The sequence below is a fragment of the Exobacillus caeni genome, assembly GCF_005747095.1.
Taxonomy (GTDB): Bacteria; Bacillota; Bacilli; order Bacillales; family Guptibacillaceae; genus Exobacillus; species Exobacillus caeni.
The window spans coordinates 43,759-62,842 of the sequence record NZ_SWLG01000012.1; the positions used below are offsets into that span (position 1 = coordinate 43,759).

20 protein-coding genes are annotated in these 19,084 nt (G+C 41.5%); 14 read left to right on the forward strand and 6 right to left on the reverse strand.

Annotation, left to right across the window (positions count from 1 at the left end):
- Positions 1-14 precede the first annotated feature (14 nt).
- Positions 15-671: a uridine kinase family protein gene (locus FCL54_RS16300; protein ID WP_138127798.1), complete on the forward strand. Its 657-nt coding sequence runs from the start codon at positions 15-17 to the stop codon at positions 669-671.
- Between the two features lie 160 nt (positions 672-831).
- Here the strand turns inward: FCL54_RS16300 and FCL54_RS16305 are convergent, their stop codons facing one another.
- Complete coding sequence (locus tag FCL54_RS16305; protein WP_138127799.1) at positions 832-1,023, reverse strand: YjzC family protein; 192 nt, start codon at positions 1,021-1,023, stop codon at positions 832-834.
- Positions 1,024-1,318: 295 nt separating this feature from the next.
- Here FCL54_RS16305 and FCL54_RS16310 point away from each other — a divergent pair, with 295 nt between their 5' ends.
- Positions 1,319-1,678: a hypothetical protein gene (locus FCL54_RS16310; protein WP_138127800.1), complete on the forward strand. Its 360-nt coding sequence runs from the start codon at positions 1,319-1,321 to the stop codon at positions 1,676-1,678.
- A 47-nt stretch (positions 1,679-1,725) separates the two neighbouring features.
- Here the strand turns inward: FCL54_RS16310 and FCL54_RS16315 are convergent, their stop codons facing one another.
- The gene (locus FCL54_RS16315; protein WP_138127801.1) at positions 1,726-2,682 is read right to left on the reverse strand and encodes an acetamidase/formamidase family protein; all 957 of its coding nucleotides are present in this window, start codon (positions 2,680-2,682) and stop codon (positions 1,726-1,728) included.
- A gap of 284 nt (positions 2,683-2,966) precedes the next feature.
- On the opposite strand from FCL54_RS16315, the gene FCL54_RS16320 reads away from it, so the two are divergent.
- Positions 2,967-3,248 carry a hypothetical protein gene (locus FCL54_RS16320; protein ID WP_171016882.1) on the forward strand — a complete coding sequence of 94 codons (282 nt, stop codon included), beginning with the start codon at positions 2,967-2,969 and terminating at the stop codon, positions 3,246-3,248.
- 66 nt (positions 3,249-3,314) lie between these two features.
- Positions 3,315-3,497, forward strand: coding sequence for a hypothetical protein (locus tag FCL54_RS16325; protein ID WP_138127803.1), 183 nt, complete (start codon positions 3,315-3,317; stop codon positions 3,495-3,497).
- 292 nt (positions 3,498-3,789) lie between these two features.
- Here the strand turns inward: FCL54_RS16325 and FCL54_RS24080 are convergent, their stop codons facing one another.
- From FCL54_RS24080 to FCL54_RS16335, 3 genes are all read right to left on the reverse strand, one after another.
- Positions 3,790-3,963, reverse strand: a complete 174-nt coding sequence (locus FCL54_RS24080; RefSeq protein ID WP_171016883.1) for a hypothetical protein — start codon at positions 3,961-3,963, stop codon at positions 3,790-3,792.
- Positions 3,964-4,445: 482 nt separating this feature from the next.
- Positions 4,446-4,625: a hypothetical protein gene (locus FCL54_RS16330; protein WP_138127804.1), complete on the reverse strand. Its 180-nt coding sequence runs from the start codon at positions 4,623-4,625 to the stop codon at positions 4,446-4,448.
- A gap of 5 nt (positions 4,626-4,630) precedes the next feature.
- Positions 4,631-6,547 carry a cation:proton antiporter gene (locus FCL54_RS16335; protein WP_138127805.1) on the reverse strand — a complete coding sequence of 639 codons (1,917 nt, stop codon included), beginning with the start codon at positions 6,545-6,547 and terminating at the stop codon, positions 4,631-4,633.
- Between the two features lie 421 nt (positions 6,548-6,968).
- Between FCL54_RS16335 and FCL54_RS16340 the strand changes: the two genes are divergently transcribed.
- From FCL54_RS16340 to FCL54_RS16385, 10 genes are all read left to right on the forward strand, one after another.
- Positions 6,969-7,592 (forward strand): DUF421 domain-containing protein, encoded by a 624-nt coding sequence (locus FCL54_RS16340; protein ID WP_138127806.1) that lies wholly within the window; start codon positions 6,969-6,971, stop codon positions 7,590-7,592.
- A 94-nt stretch (positions 7,593-7,686) separates the two neighbouring features.
- The gene (locus FCL54_RS16345) at positions 7,687-9,387 is read left to right on the forward strand and encodes a pyruvate oxidase (RefSeq protein ID WP_138127807.1); all 1,701 of its coding nucleotides are present in this window, start codon (positions 7,687-7,689) and stop codon (positions 9,385-9,387) included.
- Between the two features lie 465 nt (positions 9,388-9,852).
- Positions 9,853-11,013 (forward strand): ABC transporter substrate-binding protein, encoded by a 1,161-nt coding sequence (locus tag FCL54_RS16350; protein ID WP_138127808.1) that lies wholly within the window; start codon positions 9,853-9,855, stop codon positions 11,011-11,013.
- A 118-nt stretch (positions 11,014-11,131) separates the two neighbouring features.
- Positions 11,132-12,016 (forward strand): branched-chain amino acid ABC transporter permease, encoded by an 885-nt coding sequence (locus tag FCL54_RS16355; RefSeq protein ID WP_138127809.1) that lies wholly within the window; start codon positions 11,132-11,134, stop codon positions 12,014-12,016.
- A 6-nt stretch (positions 12,017-12,022) separates the two neighbouring features.
- The gene (locus tag FCL54_RS16360; protein ID WP_138127810.1) at positions 12,023-13,015 is read left to right on the forward strand and encodes a branched-chain amino acid ABC transporter permease; all 993 of its coding nucleotides are present in this window, start codon (positions 12,023-12,025) and stop codon (positions 13,013-13,015) included.
- Positions 12,999-13,772, forward strand: coding sequence for an ABC transporter ATP-binding protein (locus FCL54_RS16365; protein ID WP_138127811.1), 774 nt, complete (start codon positions 12,999-13,001; stop codon positions 13,770-13,772). The genes FCL54_RS16360 and FCL54_RS16365 overlap by 17 nt, the downstream gene beginning before the upstream one ends.
- Positions 13,765-14,463: an ABC transporter ATP-binding protein gene (locus tag FCL54_RS16370; protein WP_138127812.1), complete on the forward strand. Its 699-nt coding sequence runs from the start codon at positions 13,765-13,767 to the stop codon at positions 14,461-14,463. Before FCL54_RS16365 ends, FCL54_RS16370 begins: the two co-directional genes overlap by 8 nt.
- A 108-nt stretch (positions 14,464-14,571) precedes the next feature.
- Positions 14,572-15,288: a (Fe-S)-binding protein gene (locus tag FCL54_RS16375; RefSeq protein WP_138127813.1), complete on the forward strand. Its 717-nt coding sequence runs from the start codon at positions 14,572-14,574 to the stop codon at positions 15,286-15,288.
- Between the two features lie 17 nt (positions 15,289-15,305).
- Positions 15,306-16,733 (forward strand): LutB/LldF family L-lactate oxidation iron-sulfur protein, encoded by a 1,428-nt coding sequence (locus tag FCL54_RS16380; RefSeq protein WP_138127814.1) that lies wholly within the window; start codon positions 15,306-15,308, stop codon positions 16,731-16,733.
- Positions 16,730-17,437 (forward strand): LutC/YkgG family protein, encoded by a 708-nt coding sequence (locus FCL54_RS16385; protein WP_138127815.1) that lies wholly within the window; start codon positions 16,730-16,732, stop codon positions 17,435-17,437. The genes FCL54_RS16380 and FCL54_RS16385 overlap by 4 nt, the downstream gene beginning before the upstream one ends.
- Positions 17,438-17,852: 415 nt before the next feature.
- On the opposite strand, the gene FCL54_RS16390 is transcribed toward FCL54_RS16385, so the two are convergent.
- Positions 17,853-18,755, reverse strand: coding sequence for a LysR family transcriptional regulator (locus FCL54_RS16390; RefSeq protein WP_138127816.1), 903 nt, complete (start codon positions 18,753-18,755; stop codon positions 17,853-17,855).
- Positions 18,756-19,084: the final 329 nt, after the last annotated feature.

A 19,084-nucleotide genomic window follows, 5' to 3' on the forward strand; every position in this document is an offset into this window, starting at 1 on the left:
AATGGGGAGGAAATATGGACAAGTTAATAAAAGAGGTAGCCAATTTAATTAGTGGTAAGGATAAAAAAATAACCATAGGAATTTCGGGTCATGGTGCATCTGGAAAAACAACGTTTGCCCATAATCTTTTAAAACTTTTAGGAGATTATGATGTTAATTATATAAACACGGACCCCTACATTGTTGGCTCTCATCTTAGAAAGTATACTTCTATCGACTACGAGTATAAGAATGTAGCTCATCATGATAAAATGACAGCTTGCCATCCTGCTGCCCATAATACATCAGCTTTAGAGAGAGACATACATATGATAAGAGATGGTTTAGATTTTTATACAATAGGTACGAATTATACAAGAAGTAAGTTGATTTCTTCCAAAAACAAAATAAATATTATAGAAGGTATGACTGTTGCTTTTACTGATTCTAATTTGTATGACCTTAAAATTTATTTATATACCGATGGAGAAACTGAGTTGATGAGAAGGAGTATACGTGATATTACCGAAAGAGGAACAGATATAAACTATTTAAGAAAATCTCACCAAGAGCGTAGGATTCAATATAAGTTATTTATGCATCCTTATCATCGAAACTTTGACATAGTTTTAAAAAATTCGAATGAAGATTTTATTATCGAAAAAGGTTGTTTAGATAAAATTTTGAAATAATACGCTTTAAAATAACGGAAGCTTAGTTTAAAAACAGGGTAAAATCGATGCCAATCAGTAAACTTAAAACCAAGGCGTGCCAAAACTACTGTTAGTTGGCACGCCTTGGTTTATTTCGAATTTCTGAAAAAGGAAGCCTTTAATCTAAGTGATTCCTTTTTTATTGTTTTACCCAGTAAGCTGCTTTGTTTGTTGATGGAGTCGGAGGGAAGCGTTCTCCTTTGCCTAAATCAACTGTACCTTCATCATCATCAGGCTTTTCGGCATCACTGTTGTTCACATAGCTTTCGAAGACATAAGTTCCGCTTTCTGGTGCTTCTTCACCAGTCTTGAATTTTTCTTCATTTGCCATTATAAACACCTCCATTGCTTTGTTACAAAACTTGTTCCCAGAAGAGAAGCATCTAAACGTTTATAAGCAATTTTGCTGCTTCTTTACTACTTGTAGGTTAAAACTTTTTTCTTGATTTATTGGTATTAAATTGAAAAGCTGTAGCTTGATAAAACGAAAATATTTTCCGTTCCTTATGGTTAGAACACTGTCCTACATATTTATTGGGGAGTATTAAAATTTCAATTGTGTTTGTACTAGAAAGAGTGTTTTTTCTTGCTTTCTTTAAGGTATACCTATACTGAGAGGTGATGGTATGGAAGGGCAAAATATGGTTTCTCATGCAAAGTGGAAGTTCGTCTTTCTCGTTTTCCTTATTGCAGTTTTAAGCGGATGCCAGAGCGAGCAAAATTCTGAAACTGATTCAGATGATACTAAAAAGGCAACAGAAACCGAAACGATCCAGGATGCTTCTTATGAAGACAGGGGAGAAAATATCTTTTTCATTCCGCACAGTGAACTGGATGTTATCATAGAATCGGTTAAGATGCTTAGAAGGGAACATCCGAATATAGAGATTAAAAACATGACTGAAGTAAGAAGTGCAAAAGGTGGCAATTTAAATAGATTGCTGGGATATATTGTGATAGGAGAAGAGACGGAAGAGAATAATTAAACGGTCAAAAAGCATCGGAATGGTTTCCCGATGCTTTTTGACTCCAGTTATTTAATCGCATCAATAGGCAGAAAGGCATGCACTCCTTTTGAAAAGTTAACAATCTGAGTGATTCGCAGATCAACGACCATGGTTGCGTATGCATGTGCTTCCGAACGAGAGAGGTTATAATGCTGTGCTATGAAATCTATCATATTTTTTAACGCAATCCACATCGCTTCTTCTAAATTTTCGTGCACTCCAAGCGTTATCCAGCCTTTCTCGGTCTTTGCCATGGGCATTGAGAGGGGAAGGTCATCTCTTAACGTAAACGTTATATCGACATGATCCATCGGGCACTCCAGAGCAGGCCCCCCAACTTCACCGTCACCCTGGGCAGCGTGTCCCTCTCCAAGCGAAAATAGGGCCCCTTCAACTGGGATTGGCAAATATAACGTACTGCCGGCCTGAAGTTCCTTGCAATCGATGTTGCCGCCACAGAAGCGAGGGACAACAGTGGAATGATGTCCGGACTCATCCGGCGGCATTCCCATAATCCCCATAAAAGGATGGAGTTTTACCTCGAAATCAAAATTTCCGAAAAAACTTCTTCCAATCATATTTTTGTGATCAAGATTGAAATCCAGCGTCACCTCGGGCTCGTTATCCATTCCCAGCTTTTTGTTCCAGTAACTTGGAAAACCTCCAGCGGATGTCCATCCCCATTCCCCCGGTACGATTTTATTGATCTTAACCTCCAGCGTCTGGCCAGGTTTTGCTTCTTTTATGTATACGGGTCCAACCAGTGCATGGCCGAATTGATCTGTTTTCCGGTCTTCTCTTAGGTTAGTAAACTTCTTTCTGGGTTGGCCTGGACCAGGACGTTTTTCTATTCCCCAGGCAGCGTCCAGGGTTTGGAAGATAACAGAATCTCCCGAAGCAATTTCTATCGCTGGTGTTAGATCTTTGCTGAAAAAACCATGCAATGAATTAGAGTCTGGCTTTAAATAATGTACCTCTGACATGAAAACTCCCCCTCTGCTATTTGTTACTTTATATAGTAACATTTATTACTCTTTGTTGTTGATGAGTTTGAGAATAAACTAATACAATTTACTAAAGTAACTAACCTGAACTAACTAAAAAGTTTATAATCTTTTCGTTTGTGTTTGAAACAAAATCCATTCTTACTCGTCTATTAAGTAACAAAACTTATAAAGATGAGGTGGTTGACATCGAACCGATGGTAAGTTTATTAATCTGGTATCCTGCTGCTTTTCTGTTCTTAGGATTATTGCTTGGAGTTTTTTTGAAAAGTTCAAAAATAAATGCCTTGATTGTTGTGTTAACTTCCTATCTTTTCAGTAATTTAGCCTGGTTTTTATTGACTAGCGGAGCTTTCCCTGGTATCGAAACAGGGGCTTATGGAAAAGGTTTTTCCGTTTTTTCTAACGTTACTTTTGTTGAAACAATCTCTCTTTTGTTTACGCCTACTGTTTTTTCCCTGGCATATGTCGTTTTAGCTTTAGTAGGGTTTGTTATAGTTTCAAAATTGTTAGGTAAAGTAAAAAGAAGCAGTACAACTTTATAAGCTGTTAAAAGTAAGGCAGGGACAATTCATCGATCAACATTTAAAATTTAAAAGGAGGATAACAGGATGGGATGGTTCTGGATTATGATTACAGGGATTTTGAGTTTTGCCTGGTTAATTGATCATAGACGTAAAAAGAGAAGGAATGATAAACATACTCGCGGTATCCATCCTGCAACTAAAGAAGGAGAAAGCAGTAACTATGTTGCTGGAGATTACCATGGAGGAGGAGGGGGTAGAAACAGTTAACTTTTAAGGATTTAGGATGTATGGGTTCTGAATAAATGTAATACAAAAACAATGCATAATAAACAATAAAACTAGCCTTATTTGTTGCAAAACGGAATCGTCTATACAAACGATAAAAAATTAATTGGGTGTAAGCTTATCCACGGGTAAAAAGTTAAAGTTTGGTTAACTGGAAGAATTAAAGGAAGTAGGAAGAATTGTGGTTTATAACTTATTTAGTGAAGGAATTTTAAACCAAAACAAAAAGTAAGAAGGCAGCCACCCGCTTACTTTATCTTACTTTATATATACGTTATTTCTGGCCCGTTTTCGTGACAATCCAGTGCATGACGGGCATTGTATTGGTGTTGAGTTTCTTTGCTAGCAAATCTGCGGCAGAGAAATCAGTAAAGGTTTTAATCAAATGGCTGTTTGAATCCTTTAAGGTTTCTGTTGCCCCATTAACGTCTCGTGTAATTACGAACATATGGGTCAACTCCTTAATTCTATTCAGCCAATCTCTAATGCTGTAACTCCATTGTCACACAGATTTACGTTTATGTATACCCTATTCTTTCCATTTTTTTACCTTAAATGATGAAAATCCCTTTAGTAGAGGCTTGCATCACTCATAAAAAATTAGAAAAAATCCCACCACTTTTCCGAAGTGATGGAATAATAAAGATACTTTAACCAAGTCCGATGATGCCGACAACCAATATAGCGATATAAACGAGTGTAGGAATAATATAACCTGTTTGATCTAAGAAATTGTTCTTCTTTTCCATTTCGTACCATCCTTTCTAAAGCTGATTATATGAAAAATCCTTCTTACTATAAAAGTGATGTTATAATACCAATTCCCTGTTTTACGCCGGTTGTAAACAAAAACCTCAAAGGGATAAGGCCTTTTAAAAGAAGTTTCCTTATATTAAATAAGAAAAGAGGAACGCAATTACGCTCCTCTTTTTATTGCAATATGGAATATAAAATATTTTCTTGTGTAGCATTTGTGTCTTCGTCTCCATGAAAAATTTGAATACTTCCTAATTTTATGATCAACAACAAAAATAGGATAAAGACGACAACAAACAAAATTGTTAGGCGAAAAGGGATCGATTCAGCCTTCTTTCCTTTTTTACTCGCCATTTCTTTTACCTCCGTGCAGTAGTTGGCTTATTAACCATTTTTTCATACTCTATCACTTCTGCTTCACTATTTTTAACAGTATCAGTGAAATCTCTATTAATTGTTTTATTATTATCCGGGTCCATGTTTGTAACAGGAATCAAACTAAGAACAGTATCACCTGATTCGCCCTGAGGTTCATTATCAATCGTGAAAAATAAAAGATTACCTGACTTCTTTAAAATTAATAATGGAATCGATTCCTCGTTTAAATCTATTTTAAATTCTTCAAAATCATATTCATCTGTCAATTGAACAGATTGAAAACCGTAGCCTTCCTCTATTTTTTTATTTAGAGTTTCCCAGGTTATTCCTTCTTTAAAGAGAATTAGTCCACGGCTGGTGTGAACGTAATCGTTATGGTCATCATTTTCACTTGTATGCAGGGCTAGTTGGTAGACATTGTTTCTTCCCATTTCTGGAATATAATTCGTACAAACAAGTGCATTGTAGGAATCAAGCTCTGTGGCGGCGATTAAGTATTCGTATGGCGTAAGATCAAGGCGGTGCTCCGTCTTTTCAGCAAGCAGCTCTCCATAGTAAGTTTTTTTGAAACCGCGTTGCTTGGCGAATTGGAGCTTCAACCAGGAGGAATCCGTAACAATAACAGGGATGTCCAACTTTGTGATTTTTTTTGCAAGTTCCACTGTAAAAGGGTTGCTACCAACGATCAGAACACCAGGTTTACCCTCTGCAGCAAGCCCTAACTTTTTAGCGAGCCATCGAAGCGAAAAACCATGGATGACGACAGTTGAAAAAACTAATGCAAATGTTAATGGTACAAGTATACTGGCATCAAGAAACCCTTCTGAAAAAAGAATGCTCGAAAAGTAACCAGAAACAGTCAGCGCGACGATTCCCCTTGGTGCAATCCAGCTGACTAATAACTTTTCTTTTGTCGTCAGGTCAGTCCGAATAGTGGAAAGCCAGATTGATAAGGGACGAACAACAAATAGCATCAATCCAACAAACGCCAGGATCCTAAGGTTGAACATAGTATAGATGGTTTCAAGGCTTAAAGACGCTGTCAGCATAATAAAGATAGCAGAGACTAGCATAACAGATATATTTTCTTTGAAATGACGTATATCATTGATCGACGAAACACGAAGGTTTGCCAGGGTTATCCCCATAGCAGTGACTGACAGCAATCCAGTTTCGTGCATGATTTCGTTTGGGATTGTAAAACAAAAAACAACAACTCCAAACACGATTGGAGATTTTAAAAATTCGGGAATCTGCCCTTTATCAAACATCAAGGCAATTAGTTTTCCAAGCAGCCAACCAAGCAATACTGCAAAGAGCGAGACAAGGAAAAATAGTACCAACTGATTTACTGTTACTTTTTCCAAAACGAAGAACCGAATGATTTCGTAGGAAAAGACAGCGAGCAAGGCACCCAGCGGATCGACGATAATCCCTTCCCATTTTAAAACCGCTGCAGGACGGGGTTTTAATTTAGATTGTCTCAACAATGGCAGGATGACAGTAGGGCCTGTGACGATCAATAAGCCGCCTATTACAAACGATACGGCCCATGATAGGCCGGCGACAAAATGCGCCGCAAAGGAACCGAGTACCCAGGCAAGCAATGCACCGATCGTGACGATCCGAAAGATGGAATGTCCCACATCTTTAATCTCGCGAAAAACGAGTTTGAGGCTTCCTTCAAATAGAATGATGGCTACTGCGATCGATATGAGGGGCTTATAAAGATCCCCAAACTGAACTTCGGGATTCATAACTCTAAAAATTGGTCCTGCCAGCAAACCTGTAACAGACATAACGACAATCGCCGGCAAGTTAAAGCGCCATGCGACCCACTGGGATCCTATACCAAGAATCCCGATCAACATGAGCAAAAACAAAGAAGGTTCTAACATTGTCTATCTCCTCGGCATTTGATATTTTTCCATACATGTTTTTAAAGCGTTCATGGAAATCTTTATGAATAGGATGGTAGGTTGCAAGATGTTTTTTACAGCCAGTTGCCTATACTTTTCATTAATAATGTTGTAAGCCAGATTTTTACTGTTGAAAAATTACATACCTTCCAAATTCCCATAATTCTTCTTTTGTACTCCTATTTTTTCCTTCTGCTGCTAAGGAGTGTGTGCAGTATATAAACCCATCCATCTCCTTTAGCTTCCATGTTAAATATTTTATCCAACATAGGTGAAAACAATTAAAGTAGGACAAAGTAGAAATGATATTTGATTGAACATGCGCTGATCAAACTGAATGTTTTAAAAGAAAATGTTTTATCCTAATTATAATCAATTCACCAGAAGAGGAGTTTAATGGATGGTTTTGGACTTGATATTGGATTCGTTACTAGTTGTTGCAGTGGGAACGTTTTTGTTGAGAATAGGTGGAAGGCGAACTATATCTCAAATGACCATTTCTCAGACTGTCATCATGATTTCAATCGGTTCCCTTCTCATCCAGCCTGTTAGCGGTAAGGGGATCTGGTTTACTTTTTTAGTTGCAGCAATGCTTGTTCTTTCACTACTTATACTGGAGTACCTGCAATTGAAATTCGATCTGATAGAGACGATAGTTACCGGTAAGTCTGTTGTTGTCATTGAGAACGGCACATTCAGTATTGAAAATTTAAAGAAGCTGAGGCTGACTGTGGATAATCTCGAGTTGCGTTTAAGGCAGAATGGAATCGAAAATATCTCGGATGTCCAGTGGGCAACTATCGAACCGAGCGGCCAACTGGGGTATGAACTGATCGAAAGGAAAAAACCAGCAACGAAAGAAGATATCCAGAAACTCTTCGATGTGATTCATCGAATCTCACCCGGAATAGATGAATCGGTGTTATCGAGGGACAAAAACCAGGACCTTAATCTAGATACTAGCCTGTTTTCTGAGATTAAAACAGGGAAAAACGAACCGACGCCTCCAAAAGAATTGCAGTAAAGATTTTACACACTCTTCTTTAAACCGTTTTTTGTATTCTCTAAGCTTGAGATGTAAACAATAACCCTATCACAAAACAGGAGGAGGCCCCTGGATGTTCAGAAAAAAAGCAGGCGATGTATTAATGGAATTGTTAATGGAGTGGAAAGTAGATCACATATACGGAATGCCTGGTGATTCGATTAATTCCATGATCGAGTCATTGCGAAAAGTGGAGGACCGAATAAAATTTATACAGGTCCGGCATGAGGAGAACGGGGCGCTGGCAGCGGCGGCATATGCAAAGTTAACCGGCAAGCTTGGTGTCTGTACTGCGATTGCGGGTCCTGGATCGATTCATTTATTGAACGGTTTGTATGATGCTAAGTTGGACAGGGCTCCTGTACTTGCCATTTGCGGCCAGGTAGAATCAGATCTAATGGGAATCGATTATTTCCAGGAGGTTAATCTTTCACGGCTGTTCGATGATGTGGCTGTTTATAACCAACGGATAACATCGGCAGAACAGCTTCCGGCAGTTGTGAACCAGGCGATACGGACCGCTTATGCCAAAAACGGTGTTGCTGTTATTACGATACCTGATGATGTTCAAAAGGCGGAGGTCGAAAGGGAAGCGAGATTTACCAGCCCTGTGGTGGTTAAATCCAGGCATCTCCCTGAGCAAGAGGATTTGTCCAAAGCCGAAGTACTGCTCCACCAGGCTGAAAGGCCGGTTATTTTGGCGGGAAAAGGTGCGAGGAATGCCGGTGTGGAACTCGTGAAATTTGCTGAAAAATTGGCAGCGCCGATCGTATTGTCACTGCCGGGAAAAGGGGTAATCCCTGATGAACATCCGTATAGTCTTGGCGGACTCGGTTTAATTGGCACGAAACCTGCTTATGAAGCGATGAAAGAAGCAGATACCTTAATTCTCGTCGGGACTTCTTTTCCTTTCACTGGATTCTTGCCTGATCAAGCGAAAACCATCCAGATCGACACTAACCCGGTACAAATCGGTAAGCGCTATCCGATCGAAGTAGGGCTTGCCGGCGATGCAAAAGAAACACTGAAGGAACTGTTAAATCGGATGCAGGAAAAACAAGACAGAACGTTCTTAACTCGCTGCCAGGAAAGAATGGCCGTTTGGTGGGCGAAGATGGAGAAGGAAGAAAACGTAGAGGCACTGCCGATCAAACCTCAAAATGTGGTCAAAGGATTACAACAGGTTATCTCTACAGATGCGATCATTTCCTGCGACGTTGGTAACGTTACGGTCTGGATGGCGAGACACTTCCGGATGACAAATCAAAAGTTTGTCATTTCAAGCTGGCTGGCAACCCTTGGTTGTGGACTTCCAGGCGCAATCGCCGGTAAGATCGCCTATCCGGAAAGACAAGTGGTTGCAGTTTGCGGAGATGGCGGGTTCGCTATGACGATGAACGATTTTGTAACTGCAGTAAAATATGAACTGCCGATGATGGTCATCGTTTTGAACAACCATAAGATTGCAATGATTAAATTTGAGCAAGAAGTGATGGGGAATGCAGAATTTGGAACAAACCTTCATAATCCTAACTTTGCAAAATATGCTGAAAGCTGTGGCGGAGTAGGAATTAGAGTGGAAAAGCCAGAGGAGTTAATTCCAGCTCTAAAAAAAGCAGCGATGCAATCCAAACCGTGTATCGTCGATGTCCTGGTAGATGCAAATGAAGCACCGCTCCCAAGCAACATAACGTTTAGCCAGGCAGCAGGCTATGCCCAGCATATGATCAAAGAATTGTTTTCTGAGGGGAAGCTGGATTTGCCTCCGCTCTAAAAAACTGAAACAGGAAAACTTGTTGTAAATTAAAAATTTCTCGGATTAATTTGCTTTAAAGTGTTAAAGTGTGATAATATTGAATTGTCTTACTACTTGTATGACCAACCCTCTCAAAGGCCCCTCCCACAAGGGGCCGCTATTTATTTTGCGCAATCTTCTTGTGCAAGATAGGCCGGAATGTCGAAAATATCGATATGTTGTGATTTTTTGAATATGAAAATTAACCAAGATATATTTTGTTTTCGAAGATAAAACAAAGAAGGGCTTGTTTTCTCCCCCTGAAATTTAACTCACATACCCAGTCTCACACCCTGATAAGTTTTACAAATTAAAGTTAGAAGGATAAAATAGCAGCTTTAAAATAACATTCTGGTAATTTTGAAAGATATCTTGTAACCTGTCTATTTTTGCTGTAAAATAACAGAAAATTATAAATTTAAAAACAACTTAGGGGGATTTTGAATGAGGAAGTCGTATAAAGGTCTTTTGTCTATTTTTGCTATTATGGCGCTTCTACTTGCGAGTGCCTGCAGTGGAGGGAACGAAACATCTGGGGACCAATCAGGCGATGCGGCAAAAGATGGTGCTGTAAGCGCGAAAGTAGGAGTTATCTCCTGGTTAACCGGAGCGGGGGCAGGTTATGGTGAAGCGATAACAAATGGACTAAAGCTAGCGAATAAAGAAATTAAAGAACAAGGGAAGGTAGATATCGAACTTATTACCGAAGATTCAGCAGGGAAACAGGAACAGGCCCTGTCGTCTGCCCAAAAGCTGATGAACTCTGAAAACGTTTCCGCGATTATCGGACCAACGTTAAGTACTGAGATGAAGGTAGTTGGACCGGAGGCAGATCTGAACGGTGTTCCGATCATGGGAACATCCACCACAGCTGCCGGCATTCCTCAGATAGGAGATTATGTATTCCGGGACTCCATTCCTGAATCACTAGCAATTCCGGCCTCTATAGAGAAAGCCATCGAAAAGTATGATGTTAAAAAAGTTGCTATTCTATACGGAAATGACGATGTGTTTACAAAATCAGGATACGATACGATGAAGAAAGTAGCTGAAGACAAAGGACTGGAAATTCTAACAACGGAAACGTTCCAAAAAGGACAGGCTGACTATAATGCACAGCTTACGAAAATTAAAAACACACAACCTGATTTAATCTTATGTTCCGCTCTTTATAATGAAGGCGCAGTAATCATGGACCAGGCGAGAAAAATGGGAATCGATGTACCTTTCGTAGGCGGAAATGGTTTTAACTCTCCGGAAGTGATTAAGATTGCAGGCGATGCTGCAGACGGATTGATCGTAGCAACACCATGGTTTGCGGGGAAAGATGACCAAAAGGTTCAAGACTTCGTTGCGAAGTACAAAGAAGAGTACGGAAAAGAGCCTGACCAATTTGCTGCCCAGGCATACGATGGAATGTATCTTCTAGCAAACGCAATCGAAAAAGCAGGAAGCGATGATCGTGATGCGATTCGCGATGCTTTAGCTGAAACTGAAGGCTTCGAAGGAATCCTTGGGGAAATGTCTTTTGATGAAGAAGGCGACATCGTGATGGAGCCTACCGTCTTAACAATCAAAGAGGGGAAATTCCAGCTGTTCGAATGATCGATAGAAATTGGGAGAGGAAGTAGTCTCTCTCAATTTTTTATGGAGACGTTGATGTTAGTTGGATCACCATAAATTAAAGTGCTTTCCATAACCTACAACAAAAGAGGTGTATCACTTGATCTTAGAACAATTAATCAACGGACTGACTTTAGGAAGTATATACGCAATCGTTGCATTAGGTTACACCTTAGTCTTCGGTGTACTTGGCATTATCAATATGGCGCACGGTGAGATTTTTATGTTCGGTGCCTTTATGGGTGTAGTTATAACTCACACCCTGCAACTGCCGCTCGCCTTAGCATTTGTGGTCGCGATAGCGGTTACAGCATTATTAGGGCTTTTCCTTGAACTGCTGGCGCTTCGTCCTTTGAGAGGTAAGAAAGGGGTATCCCATCTTGCACCGTTAATAAGTACGATCGGTGTTTCGATCTTTCTTGAAAACCTTGCCCATCATTTCTTTGGCGCAGGCAACCGTCCCTTTAATACTTCTTTCTCAGAAATAAGCGTTCAAATAGGCTCTGTCACCATTTATGCGGTACAGCTTGTCATATTTGCTATCGCAGTGCTTTTGATGGTGGGGCTCTCCTTCTGGCTTTCTAAGACAAAAGCTGGTAAAGCACTGCGCGCATGTGCTGAAAACCTGGAAGCTGCCAGCCTGCTTGGCGTGAACACGAAGAAAATGATCATGATGACCGTAGTTATTGCTTCTGCCATGGGAGGAATCGCTGGAATCTTAGTAGGGATGGCCTTTAACTCCGTCACTCCGCAGATGGGATTAACGATGGGGCTGAAAGGCTTAGCGATCATTATCCTCGGTGGCATGGGCAGTGTCAGGGGAGCGATGGCCGGCGGTTTGATCCTCGGACTGTCGGAAACGATGATCGTCGTGTTCGGCGAATCTGGTTACCGGGATGCCATCGCATTTATCGCCATTATCGTCATCTTATTGGTAAGACCTCAAGGACTCTTTGGCCAGGCAGCGCCAGAGGCAAGGCGGTGAGAATAGATGTTAGCTGAAATCATTAACCCATACTATTTACAGGTTCTATCCTTTATCCTTATTAATATTATTCTTGGTGTGAGTATCTATATCACGTTATCAACCGGCCAGCTTTCATTAGGGCATGCCGGATTCATGAGTATCGGTGCGTACACTTCGGCGATTTTAACCCTTAATTACGACTTCCCTCTAGTGGTCGGGGTCATATTGGGAGCATTGCTTGCGGGCATCGTGGGAATTTTGATCGGCATTCCAACATTACGATTACAGGGCGTTTATTTAGCCATTGCAACACTTGGCTTCGGTGAGGTGGTCAGGGTCCTGTTCATCAACTGGGAAAGCCTGACACAGGGTGCTATCGGGATTTCATCCATTCCCCATTTTGGACGTGAATTGGTTACCGGATTAAGAGATACCGGATTCACGGCGGATATGATCGGGATCCGGAACAATCAGCTTATCAGTTTACTGGTGTTCATTATCTTGCTGGTGATCACTGTACTTTTAATAACATTTTTCGTTAGGCAAAACCATTCAAGAGTGGGAAGAGCTTTTGCGGCTATCAAAATGGATGAAAATGCTGCAGAAGCAATGGGGATCAACATTACGTATTATAAAGTCCTCGCGTTTGCTCAGGGAGCTATGGTAGCGGGATTTGCAGGTGCACTGTATGCTCATGTGACAGCTTATATCAGTCCGTCAGACTTTGCGTATCACCGTGCTGTTGAGATTTTGATCTTTGCGGTCTTCGGTGGAAGTGAAGTGATCTGGGGGCCGATTTTCGGAGCGACCTTCCTTACAGCGATGCCCGAACTTCTTCGAGAAGTCAGCGAGTACCGGTATATGATATACGGCATTATCCTCGTAGCAATGATGGCTTTTCGGCCACAGGGGCTTATCGACCATGAGATGATTTATAAAATAAAATCACGCAAAAAAAAGAAAAAGAAAGTGGAAGACGATAAAAAGGAGAGAAACCGTCATGGCGTTGGAAGTTAAGAACATAACGAAAAGATTCGGCGGTATTCATGCCCTGACTGACGTGACATTTCGTGTCGAGGAAGGAGAAGTATTTGGTTTGATCGGGCCGAACGGCGCTGGAAAGACAACGATGTTTAATATCATCACCTCCATGTTTCCGCCAACTGATGGAGAGGTAGTTTTTTCGAACAAGCGACTAACCGGTAAAAAGCCGTATGAGATCACAAAAGAAGGGGTTTGCCGTACCTTCCAAAACATCCGTCTGTTTCCAGATATGACAGTCCTTGAAAATGTAACCGTAGGGGAGCACTGCCGCACCAAATCCGGTGTGTTTGCCAGCGTGTTTCGGCTGAAATCCCAAAAGGTGGAAGAGGAGAAGATCAAAACAAAAGCACGTGAGTTACTGCAGCTGGTCGGACTGGGGAAATATGAGGATACCTTCGCTGATAACCTTGCTTATGGGCAGCAGCGCCGTTTGGAAATCGCCCGTGCGCTTGCCAGTGATCCTGCTTTACTGTTACTAGATGAACCTGCTGCTGGAATGAACGAAAAAGAAACGAACGATTTGTTTGATCTTATCCAAAAGATCAAGAAGCTTGGGATTACGATTTTGCTTATCGAGCATGACATGCCGCTTGTAATGAGAATATGCGACCGGATTGCAGTACTTAATTTCGGTGAGAAAATTGCCCAGGGAACACCCGATGAGATTAAAAATGACCCGCACGTTATTGAAGCGTACCTCGGCCAAGAGGAGGAAGATGAACTTGCTTAGTGTAAACAACATTCAGACCTACTATGGAAATATTCAAGCGTTAAAAAATGTAAGCATCGAGGTTCCACAGGGGAGTATTGTGACAATTCTGGGAGCAAACGGAGCGGGAAAGACAACCACGATGAAATCCATTGCGGGGGTATTAAAACCGAAGCAAGGGACAATTACTTTTCTTGATGAAGATATTACGAATAAGAATCCGGATGAACTGGTTAGAAAAGGAATATCACTTGTGCCCGAGGGGAGAGCCATCCTCTCCGGCATGACAGTGCTAGAAAACCTGGAAATGGGTGCCTACCAACGGAAGGGCTCTATCAAACAAGACCTGGATAAGGTGATGGAACGATTTCCAATTTTGAAGGAACGCCAGTCGCAGCTTGGAGGAACACTTTCAGGCGGACAACAACAAATGCTGGCTATCGCAAGGGCGCTAATGGCAAAGCCAAAACTTCTATTGCTGGATGAACCTTCGATGGGCCTGGCGCCATTGATTGTAAAAGATATCTTCCAGATCGTAAAGGAAATTAATGAAGAAGGAACGACTGTTTTACTAGTAGAACAAAATGCACGGCAGGCGCTAAAAATTGCCGATCATGCGTATGTTCTTGAAACAGGCAGGGTCATAAAAAGCGGATCTGCAAAAGAACTGCTTAAAGATTCCAGTATTAAAGAAGCATACCTTGGACATTAGGGGCCGGGAAAGTTTGTCCTTCTTATGGAAGGACTTTTTTCTTTCAAAAGGAAAAGCGGAAATGTATTTAAATCATGATTTTTTCTTCTTAAATAGGAGGGCCGTACAATGAAAGTATCGTTGTTCATTACTTGTTTAGTAGATTTGTTTTCATCTGAGACCGGAAAAGATACGGTAGAATTACTTGAAAAGTTAGGATGTGAGGTCGAATTCCTTGAAGCCCAGACATGCTGCGGACAACCGGCATATAACAGCGGCTATATAAAAGAAGCGAAGGAAACGATGAAACATATGATCAACACCTTCGAAAACGCAGAGTATGTCGTGTCGCCCTCAGGATCATGTATCACGATGCTGAAGGAATACCCTGAACTGTTTAAAGATGAGCCAGCATGGCAAAGAAAAGCGAAAAATTTGGCGGACAAATCCTACGAATTAACGCAATTTATCGTGGATGTTTTAGGTGTTGAAAACGTTGTGGCGAAATATGAAGGAACTGCTACATATCACACCTCCTGTCATATGACCCGTCTTTTAGGAGTGAAAGAAAGCCCGATGAAGCTTTTGCAAAATGTCGAAGGACTCGATCTTGTCCCGTTACCCCATGCTCACGATTGCTGTGGTTTTGGAGGGACCTTTTCCGTTAAAATGCCAGATATATCTGAACAAATGGTAGACGAAAAGGTTCACCATATCGCTGAAACAAATGCCGATGTGGTAATCGGAGCAGATTGCGGCTGCTTGATGAACATCGGCGGAAGAATCAATAGGCTCGGAAAGCCAATAGAGGTTAAGCATATCGCGCAAATCCTGAATCGTTCCTGATAGGAGGAGGTCTATCAATGAGTATGAAAATTGGCCAGGAGCCTTTTACAAAACGGGTTTCAACTAGTTTGCAAGACTCATTTATGAGAAATGCCGTATCATCTGCACAGAGCCGGTTAACTGGCGTGCGGGAAGTGATTATAGATGAACTGGGCAATTGGGAAGAGTGGAGGGAACTATCTGCTTCGATCAGAAAGCATACGATTGAAAATCTGGACTATTATCTACACGAATTAAGCGAAAATGTCATAAAGAGAGGGGGCAATGTCTATTTCGCCCGGACACCTGAAGAGGCTAACGATTACATAACATCTGTTGTAAAGAAACAGGATGCCAAAAAGGTAGTGAAATCGAAATCGATGGTGACGGAAGAAATAGGACTGAACAACGCTCTTTCAAATTGCGGCTGCGAAGTAGTGGAGACGGACCTGGGAGAATATATCATTCAACTTGCTGAAGACCCTCCCTCCCACTTTCTAGCTCCTGCACTCCATAAAAATAGGGATCAAATCAAGGAAGTTTTTAAGACAAAACGGGGCTATGTAAACTCTTCAAATCCTGAAGAACTTACCCAATTTGCGAGAGAACAGCTGCGAAATGAATTTTTATCCGCTGATATAGGCATAACAGGTTGTAATTTCGCGATTGCCGATTCAGGAACGATTTCACTCGTGACCAATGAGGGAAATGCAGAAATGGTAACAACGTTTCCGAAAACGCAAATCTCAGTAATGGGAATGGAGCGGATCGTCCCTTCCTGGAAAGAGTTTGATATTGTTGTCAGCATGCTTGCCAGGAGTGCTGTCGGGCAAAAACTATCGACCTATGTTTCCACATTGACAGGACCCAGGGGAGAGGGAGAACAGGATGGTCCCGAAGAATTTCACCTGGTGATCCTTGATAACGGCAGGTCCAAAATGATCGGCACAGAATTTCAATCAGCGCTGCATTGTATCCGTTGTTCCGCTTGCTTGAATGTATGTCCTGTCTATAGGCATATCGGCGGCCATGCTTACGGCTCGATTTATTCAGGGCCGATCGGCGCGGTGATTTCTCCTATACTCGGTGGTTATGAGGAATATAAGGACCTTCCTTATGCTTCGACCCTGTGTTCGGCTTGCACGGATGCCTGTCCGGTGAAAATTCCGCTTCACGAACTACTTTTAAAGCACAGGCAAAACATCGTGGAAAAGGAAGGAAAAGCACCTTTCCAGGAAAAGATGGCAATGAAAGCGTTCAAGCTGGTAACAACATCAGAATCAATGTATCGTTTCAGTGCAAAGACAGCATCTTTCTTCTCAAAATCTTTCATTAAGGAAGATACGTTATCGAATGGCCCCTTCTCTTTAAAAGAATGGACAAGATCCAGGGAATTTCCTGCACCTTCAAAAGATAACTTCAGGACCTGGTATGCAAATAGAAAGAAAGGAGCCGTGGAAAAATGAGTACTCCGGGAAAGGTAGAAAATCGGGAAACGTTTTTAAAACATTTGACGGAAAAGCTGGGAAGAAAAGAGATGAGGCAGAACGTCCAACTGCCGGAATGGGAAGCGCAACCGCAATACAAAATATTAAAAGATGCATCACCAGAAGAACTCGTCGAGGTTTTTAAAGCAGCGGCTGCAAAGATAAATACCCCTGTTCTAGAAACAACGATAAGTGATCTGCCATCAACGCTTAAAGAGGCAATCGTTCAACTCAACGGAAAATCGGTGGCCACCTGGGCGGACCCCCGGTTCGATGATTATAATCTGAAGCAAGCGCTCGAAGAGTTTTCCCTTCACACATGGGATTCTTATTCTGCCGAGAAGAACATCATCGAAACAAGAGATGCGGATGTTGGCATCACCTTTAGCGATTATACCCTGGCTGAATCGGCAACTGTTGTACTGACGACGTCGCCTGAAAAGGGCCGTTCCGTAAGCTTATTGCCCGAATCCTTTATTGCTCTTGTTCCTAAAAGTACGATCGTGCCCAGGCTTACTCAGGTAACGGACAAAATAGACGAAGAGATTAAAAACGGAAGCGAGGTCTCTTCCTGCATTAAGTTTATTTCCGGGCCAAGCAACAGTGCCGATATCGAGTTAAGCTTTGTAACAGGGGTACATGGACCGGTTCATGCTGCTTACATAATAATTAATGACTGTTAGCAGTTTAGATAATGGCACCAGTAGGAAGCGGGATGAGCAAAGCAACTATTGAGCACCTGGAAATCCGGGAGTTGGATTTATAGGTCATATGATCCTCTATTTATGAAAAAACACTGCTTTTGAAAAAAAATAAGGTCATATGTTCCGCTATTTGCTCAATATCCAATCAAAATAGGCGTTTGACCGGTAAATAACGGAACAGATGTCCTATATTTGTTTTGAAATACCCCCTTTGTCACAAATAACGAACCTGATGTCCTCAAACGGGAGAAATCCGGCGCATTCATGTTTTGCACCGGGGATGCTAACCACCCGATCGCAGAAAGGGAGTCAACCAGGAGTTGAAATCAACATTCGAAAAACTGCGTTTTTTAAAAAGAAACCAGGGAATCGCATTCGTGCTACTCCCTGGTTTTTAAATCGTATTCTTTTCTTCAATGTGAAAAAATTCGTTCGCCATCGTGATAAATTCCCGGACAGTATGAGGCAAGTATTTGTTTTTCTTCCACACCATGCCGAGCTCCAGGCTAATGTTCGAGTTTGTCAGCGGGATAGCGATTATATCTGGTTTTGAGATCGAAGTTGCAATTTTACTCGGCAGCAATGCGACTCCAAGCTTTGCCTCGACCATTTCCACCATAAAATCCTTCTGGGAACTCTGGCAAACGATATTCGGATAAAATCCTTTTTGGGAACATTCATCTACGATACGGTCATGAAGGGTGAAGTCCTGGCGGTATAAAATGAAAGGTTCCTCTTCCAGCTTCAATAAATTCACTTCTTTTTCTGATGCCAGGTGGTGCTCCCTGTGCAATACAAGCATCAACGGGTCCTGGATGACTTTCCTGATCTCGAAATTTCCTTTCTGGACGGGCAAGTTGCAAAGCAGACCGATATCCAGCGACCCATCCTCAACCCCCTGTTTAATCTTTTTCGAACCGACTTCAGTTAGGTTGATCTCAACGAGCGGATAGGTTTCTTTATATTTACTGATCAGTTTAGGAAAAAAGGCAGCACCGATGATTGGAGGGATGCCGATCTTGATTTCGCCCTTTTTTAAACCGCTGATATCCGACAGCTCTGTTGTCATGTTATCAAAAGCCTTCAAGACACTTTTCGCATTATCCAAAACCGCTCTCCCCGCATCGGTCAATTCGAGCTGCTTCGAACGGTAAAACAAAGGAACCCCTAGCTGTTCCTCCATATTCTTAATCGCCTTACTCAAAGAAGGCTGGGAAACATGCAAGGTAGAAGCAGCCTTCGTAAAACTCAAATGCCTCGAAACCTCCACAAAATACTCCAACTGCCGAATATCCAAAACAATACCTCCCTATTAAACTCCAAATAGATATTTCTTTAAATAAGACCACAAAGCGATACATCTTTGCTCCCCCTTAAAACAAGATTACCGTAATCTTGTTCTTAAGGAGCGAAGCGACAAGGACTCTGATGTGATAAAAGATTCGTCATGCTCGCATGTAAGAAGCATTTATCACAGCAGGGGCCGGGGGGAGCAAAAAATGCTAACCACCAGGCAGTATCATTAATAAAAGTCTATTATAACTAAAATGCATAATCAACATTCTAAATATGTATTTTTTATATTTGTCGAAATATTATAAACTATACATAACAAACCGGATAGAT

Excerpts from the sequence above, each read along its gene's own strand:
- FCL54_RS16345 (WP_138127807.1), top strand. The coding sequence starts at position 7,687 with ATGTTCAGAAAAAAAGCAGGCGATGTATTAATGGAATTGTTAATGGAG.
- FCL54_RS24080 (WP_171016883.1), bottom strand. The coding sequence starts at position 3,963 with ATGTTCGTAATTACACGAGACGTTAATGGGGCAACAGAAACCTTAAAG.
- FCL54_RS16315 (WP_138127801.1), bottom strand. The coding sequence starts at position 2,682 with ATGTCAGAGGTACATTATTTAAAGCCAGACTCTAATTCATTGCATGGT.
- FCL54_RS16305 (WP_138127799.1), bottom strand. The coding sequence starts at position 1,023 with ATGGCAAATGAAGAAAAATTCAAGACTGGTGAAGAAGCACCAGAAAGC.
- FCL54_RS16375 (WP_138127813.1), top strand. The coding sequence starts at position 14,572 with ATGAAAGTATCGTTGTTCATTACTTGTTTAGTAGATTTGTTTTCATCT.
- FCL54_RS16330 (WP_138127804.1), bottom strand. The coding sequence starts at position 4,625 with ATGGCGAGTAAAAAAGGAAAGAAGGCTGAATCGATCCCTTTTCGCCTA.
- FCL54_RS16365 (WP_138127811.1), top strand. The coding sequence starts at position 12,999 with ATGGCGTTGGAAGTTAAGAACATAACGAAAAGATTCGGCGGTATTCAT.
- FCL54_RS16335 (WP_138127805.1), bottom strand. The coding sequence starts at position 6,547 with ATGTTAGAACCTTCTTTGTTTTTGCTCATGTTGATCGGGATTCTTGGT.
- FCL54_RS16385 (WP_138127815.1), top strand. The coding sequence starts at position 16,730 with ATGAGTACTCCGGGAAAGGTAGAAAATCGGGAAACGTTTTTAAAACAT.
- FCL54_RS16380 (WP_138127814.1), top strand. The coding sequence starts at position 15,306 with ATGAGTATGAAAATTGGCCAGGAGCCTTTTACAAAACGGGTTTCAACT.
- FCL54_RS16310 (WP_138127800.1), top strand. The coding sequence starts at position 1,319 with ATGGAAGGGCAAAATATGGTTTCTCATGCAAAGTGGAAGTTCGTCTTT.
- FCL54_RS16340 (WP_138127806.1), top strand. The coding sequence starts at position 6,969 with ATGGTTTTGGACTTGATATTGGATTCGTTACTAGTTGTTGCAGTGGGA.
- FCL54_RS16325 (WP_138127803.1), top strand. The coding sequence starts at position 3,315 with ATGGGATGGTTCTGGATTATGATTACAGGGATTTTGAGTTTTGCCTGG.
- FCL54_RS16300 (WP_138127798.1), top strand. The coding sequence starts at position 15 with ATGGACAAGTTAATAAAAGAGGTAGCCAATTTAATTAGTGGTAAGGAT.
- FCL54_RS16360 (WP_138127810.1), top strand. The coding sequence starts at position 12,023 with ATGTTAGCTGAAATCATTAACCCATACTATTTACAGGTTCTATCCTTT.
- FCL54_RS16350 (WP_138127808.1), top strand. The coding sequence starts at position 9,853 with ATGAGGAAGTCGTATAAAGGTCTTTTGTCTATTTTTGCTATTATGGCG.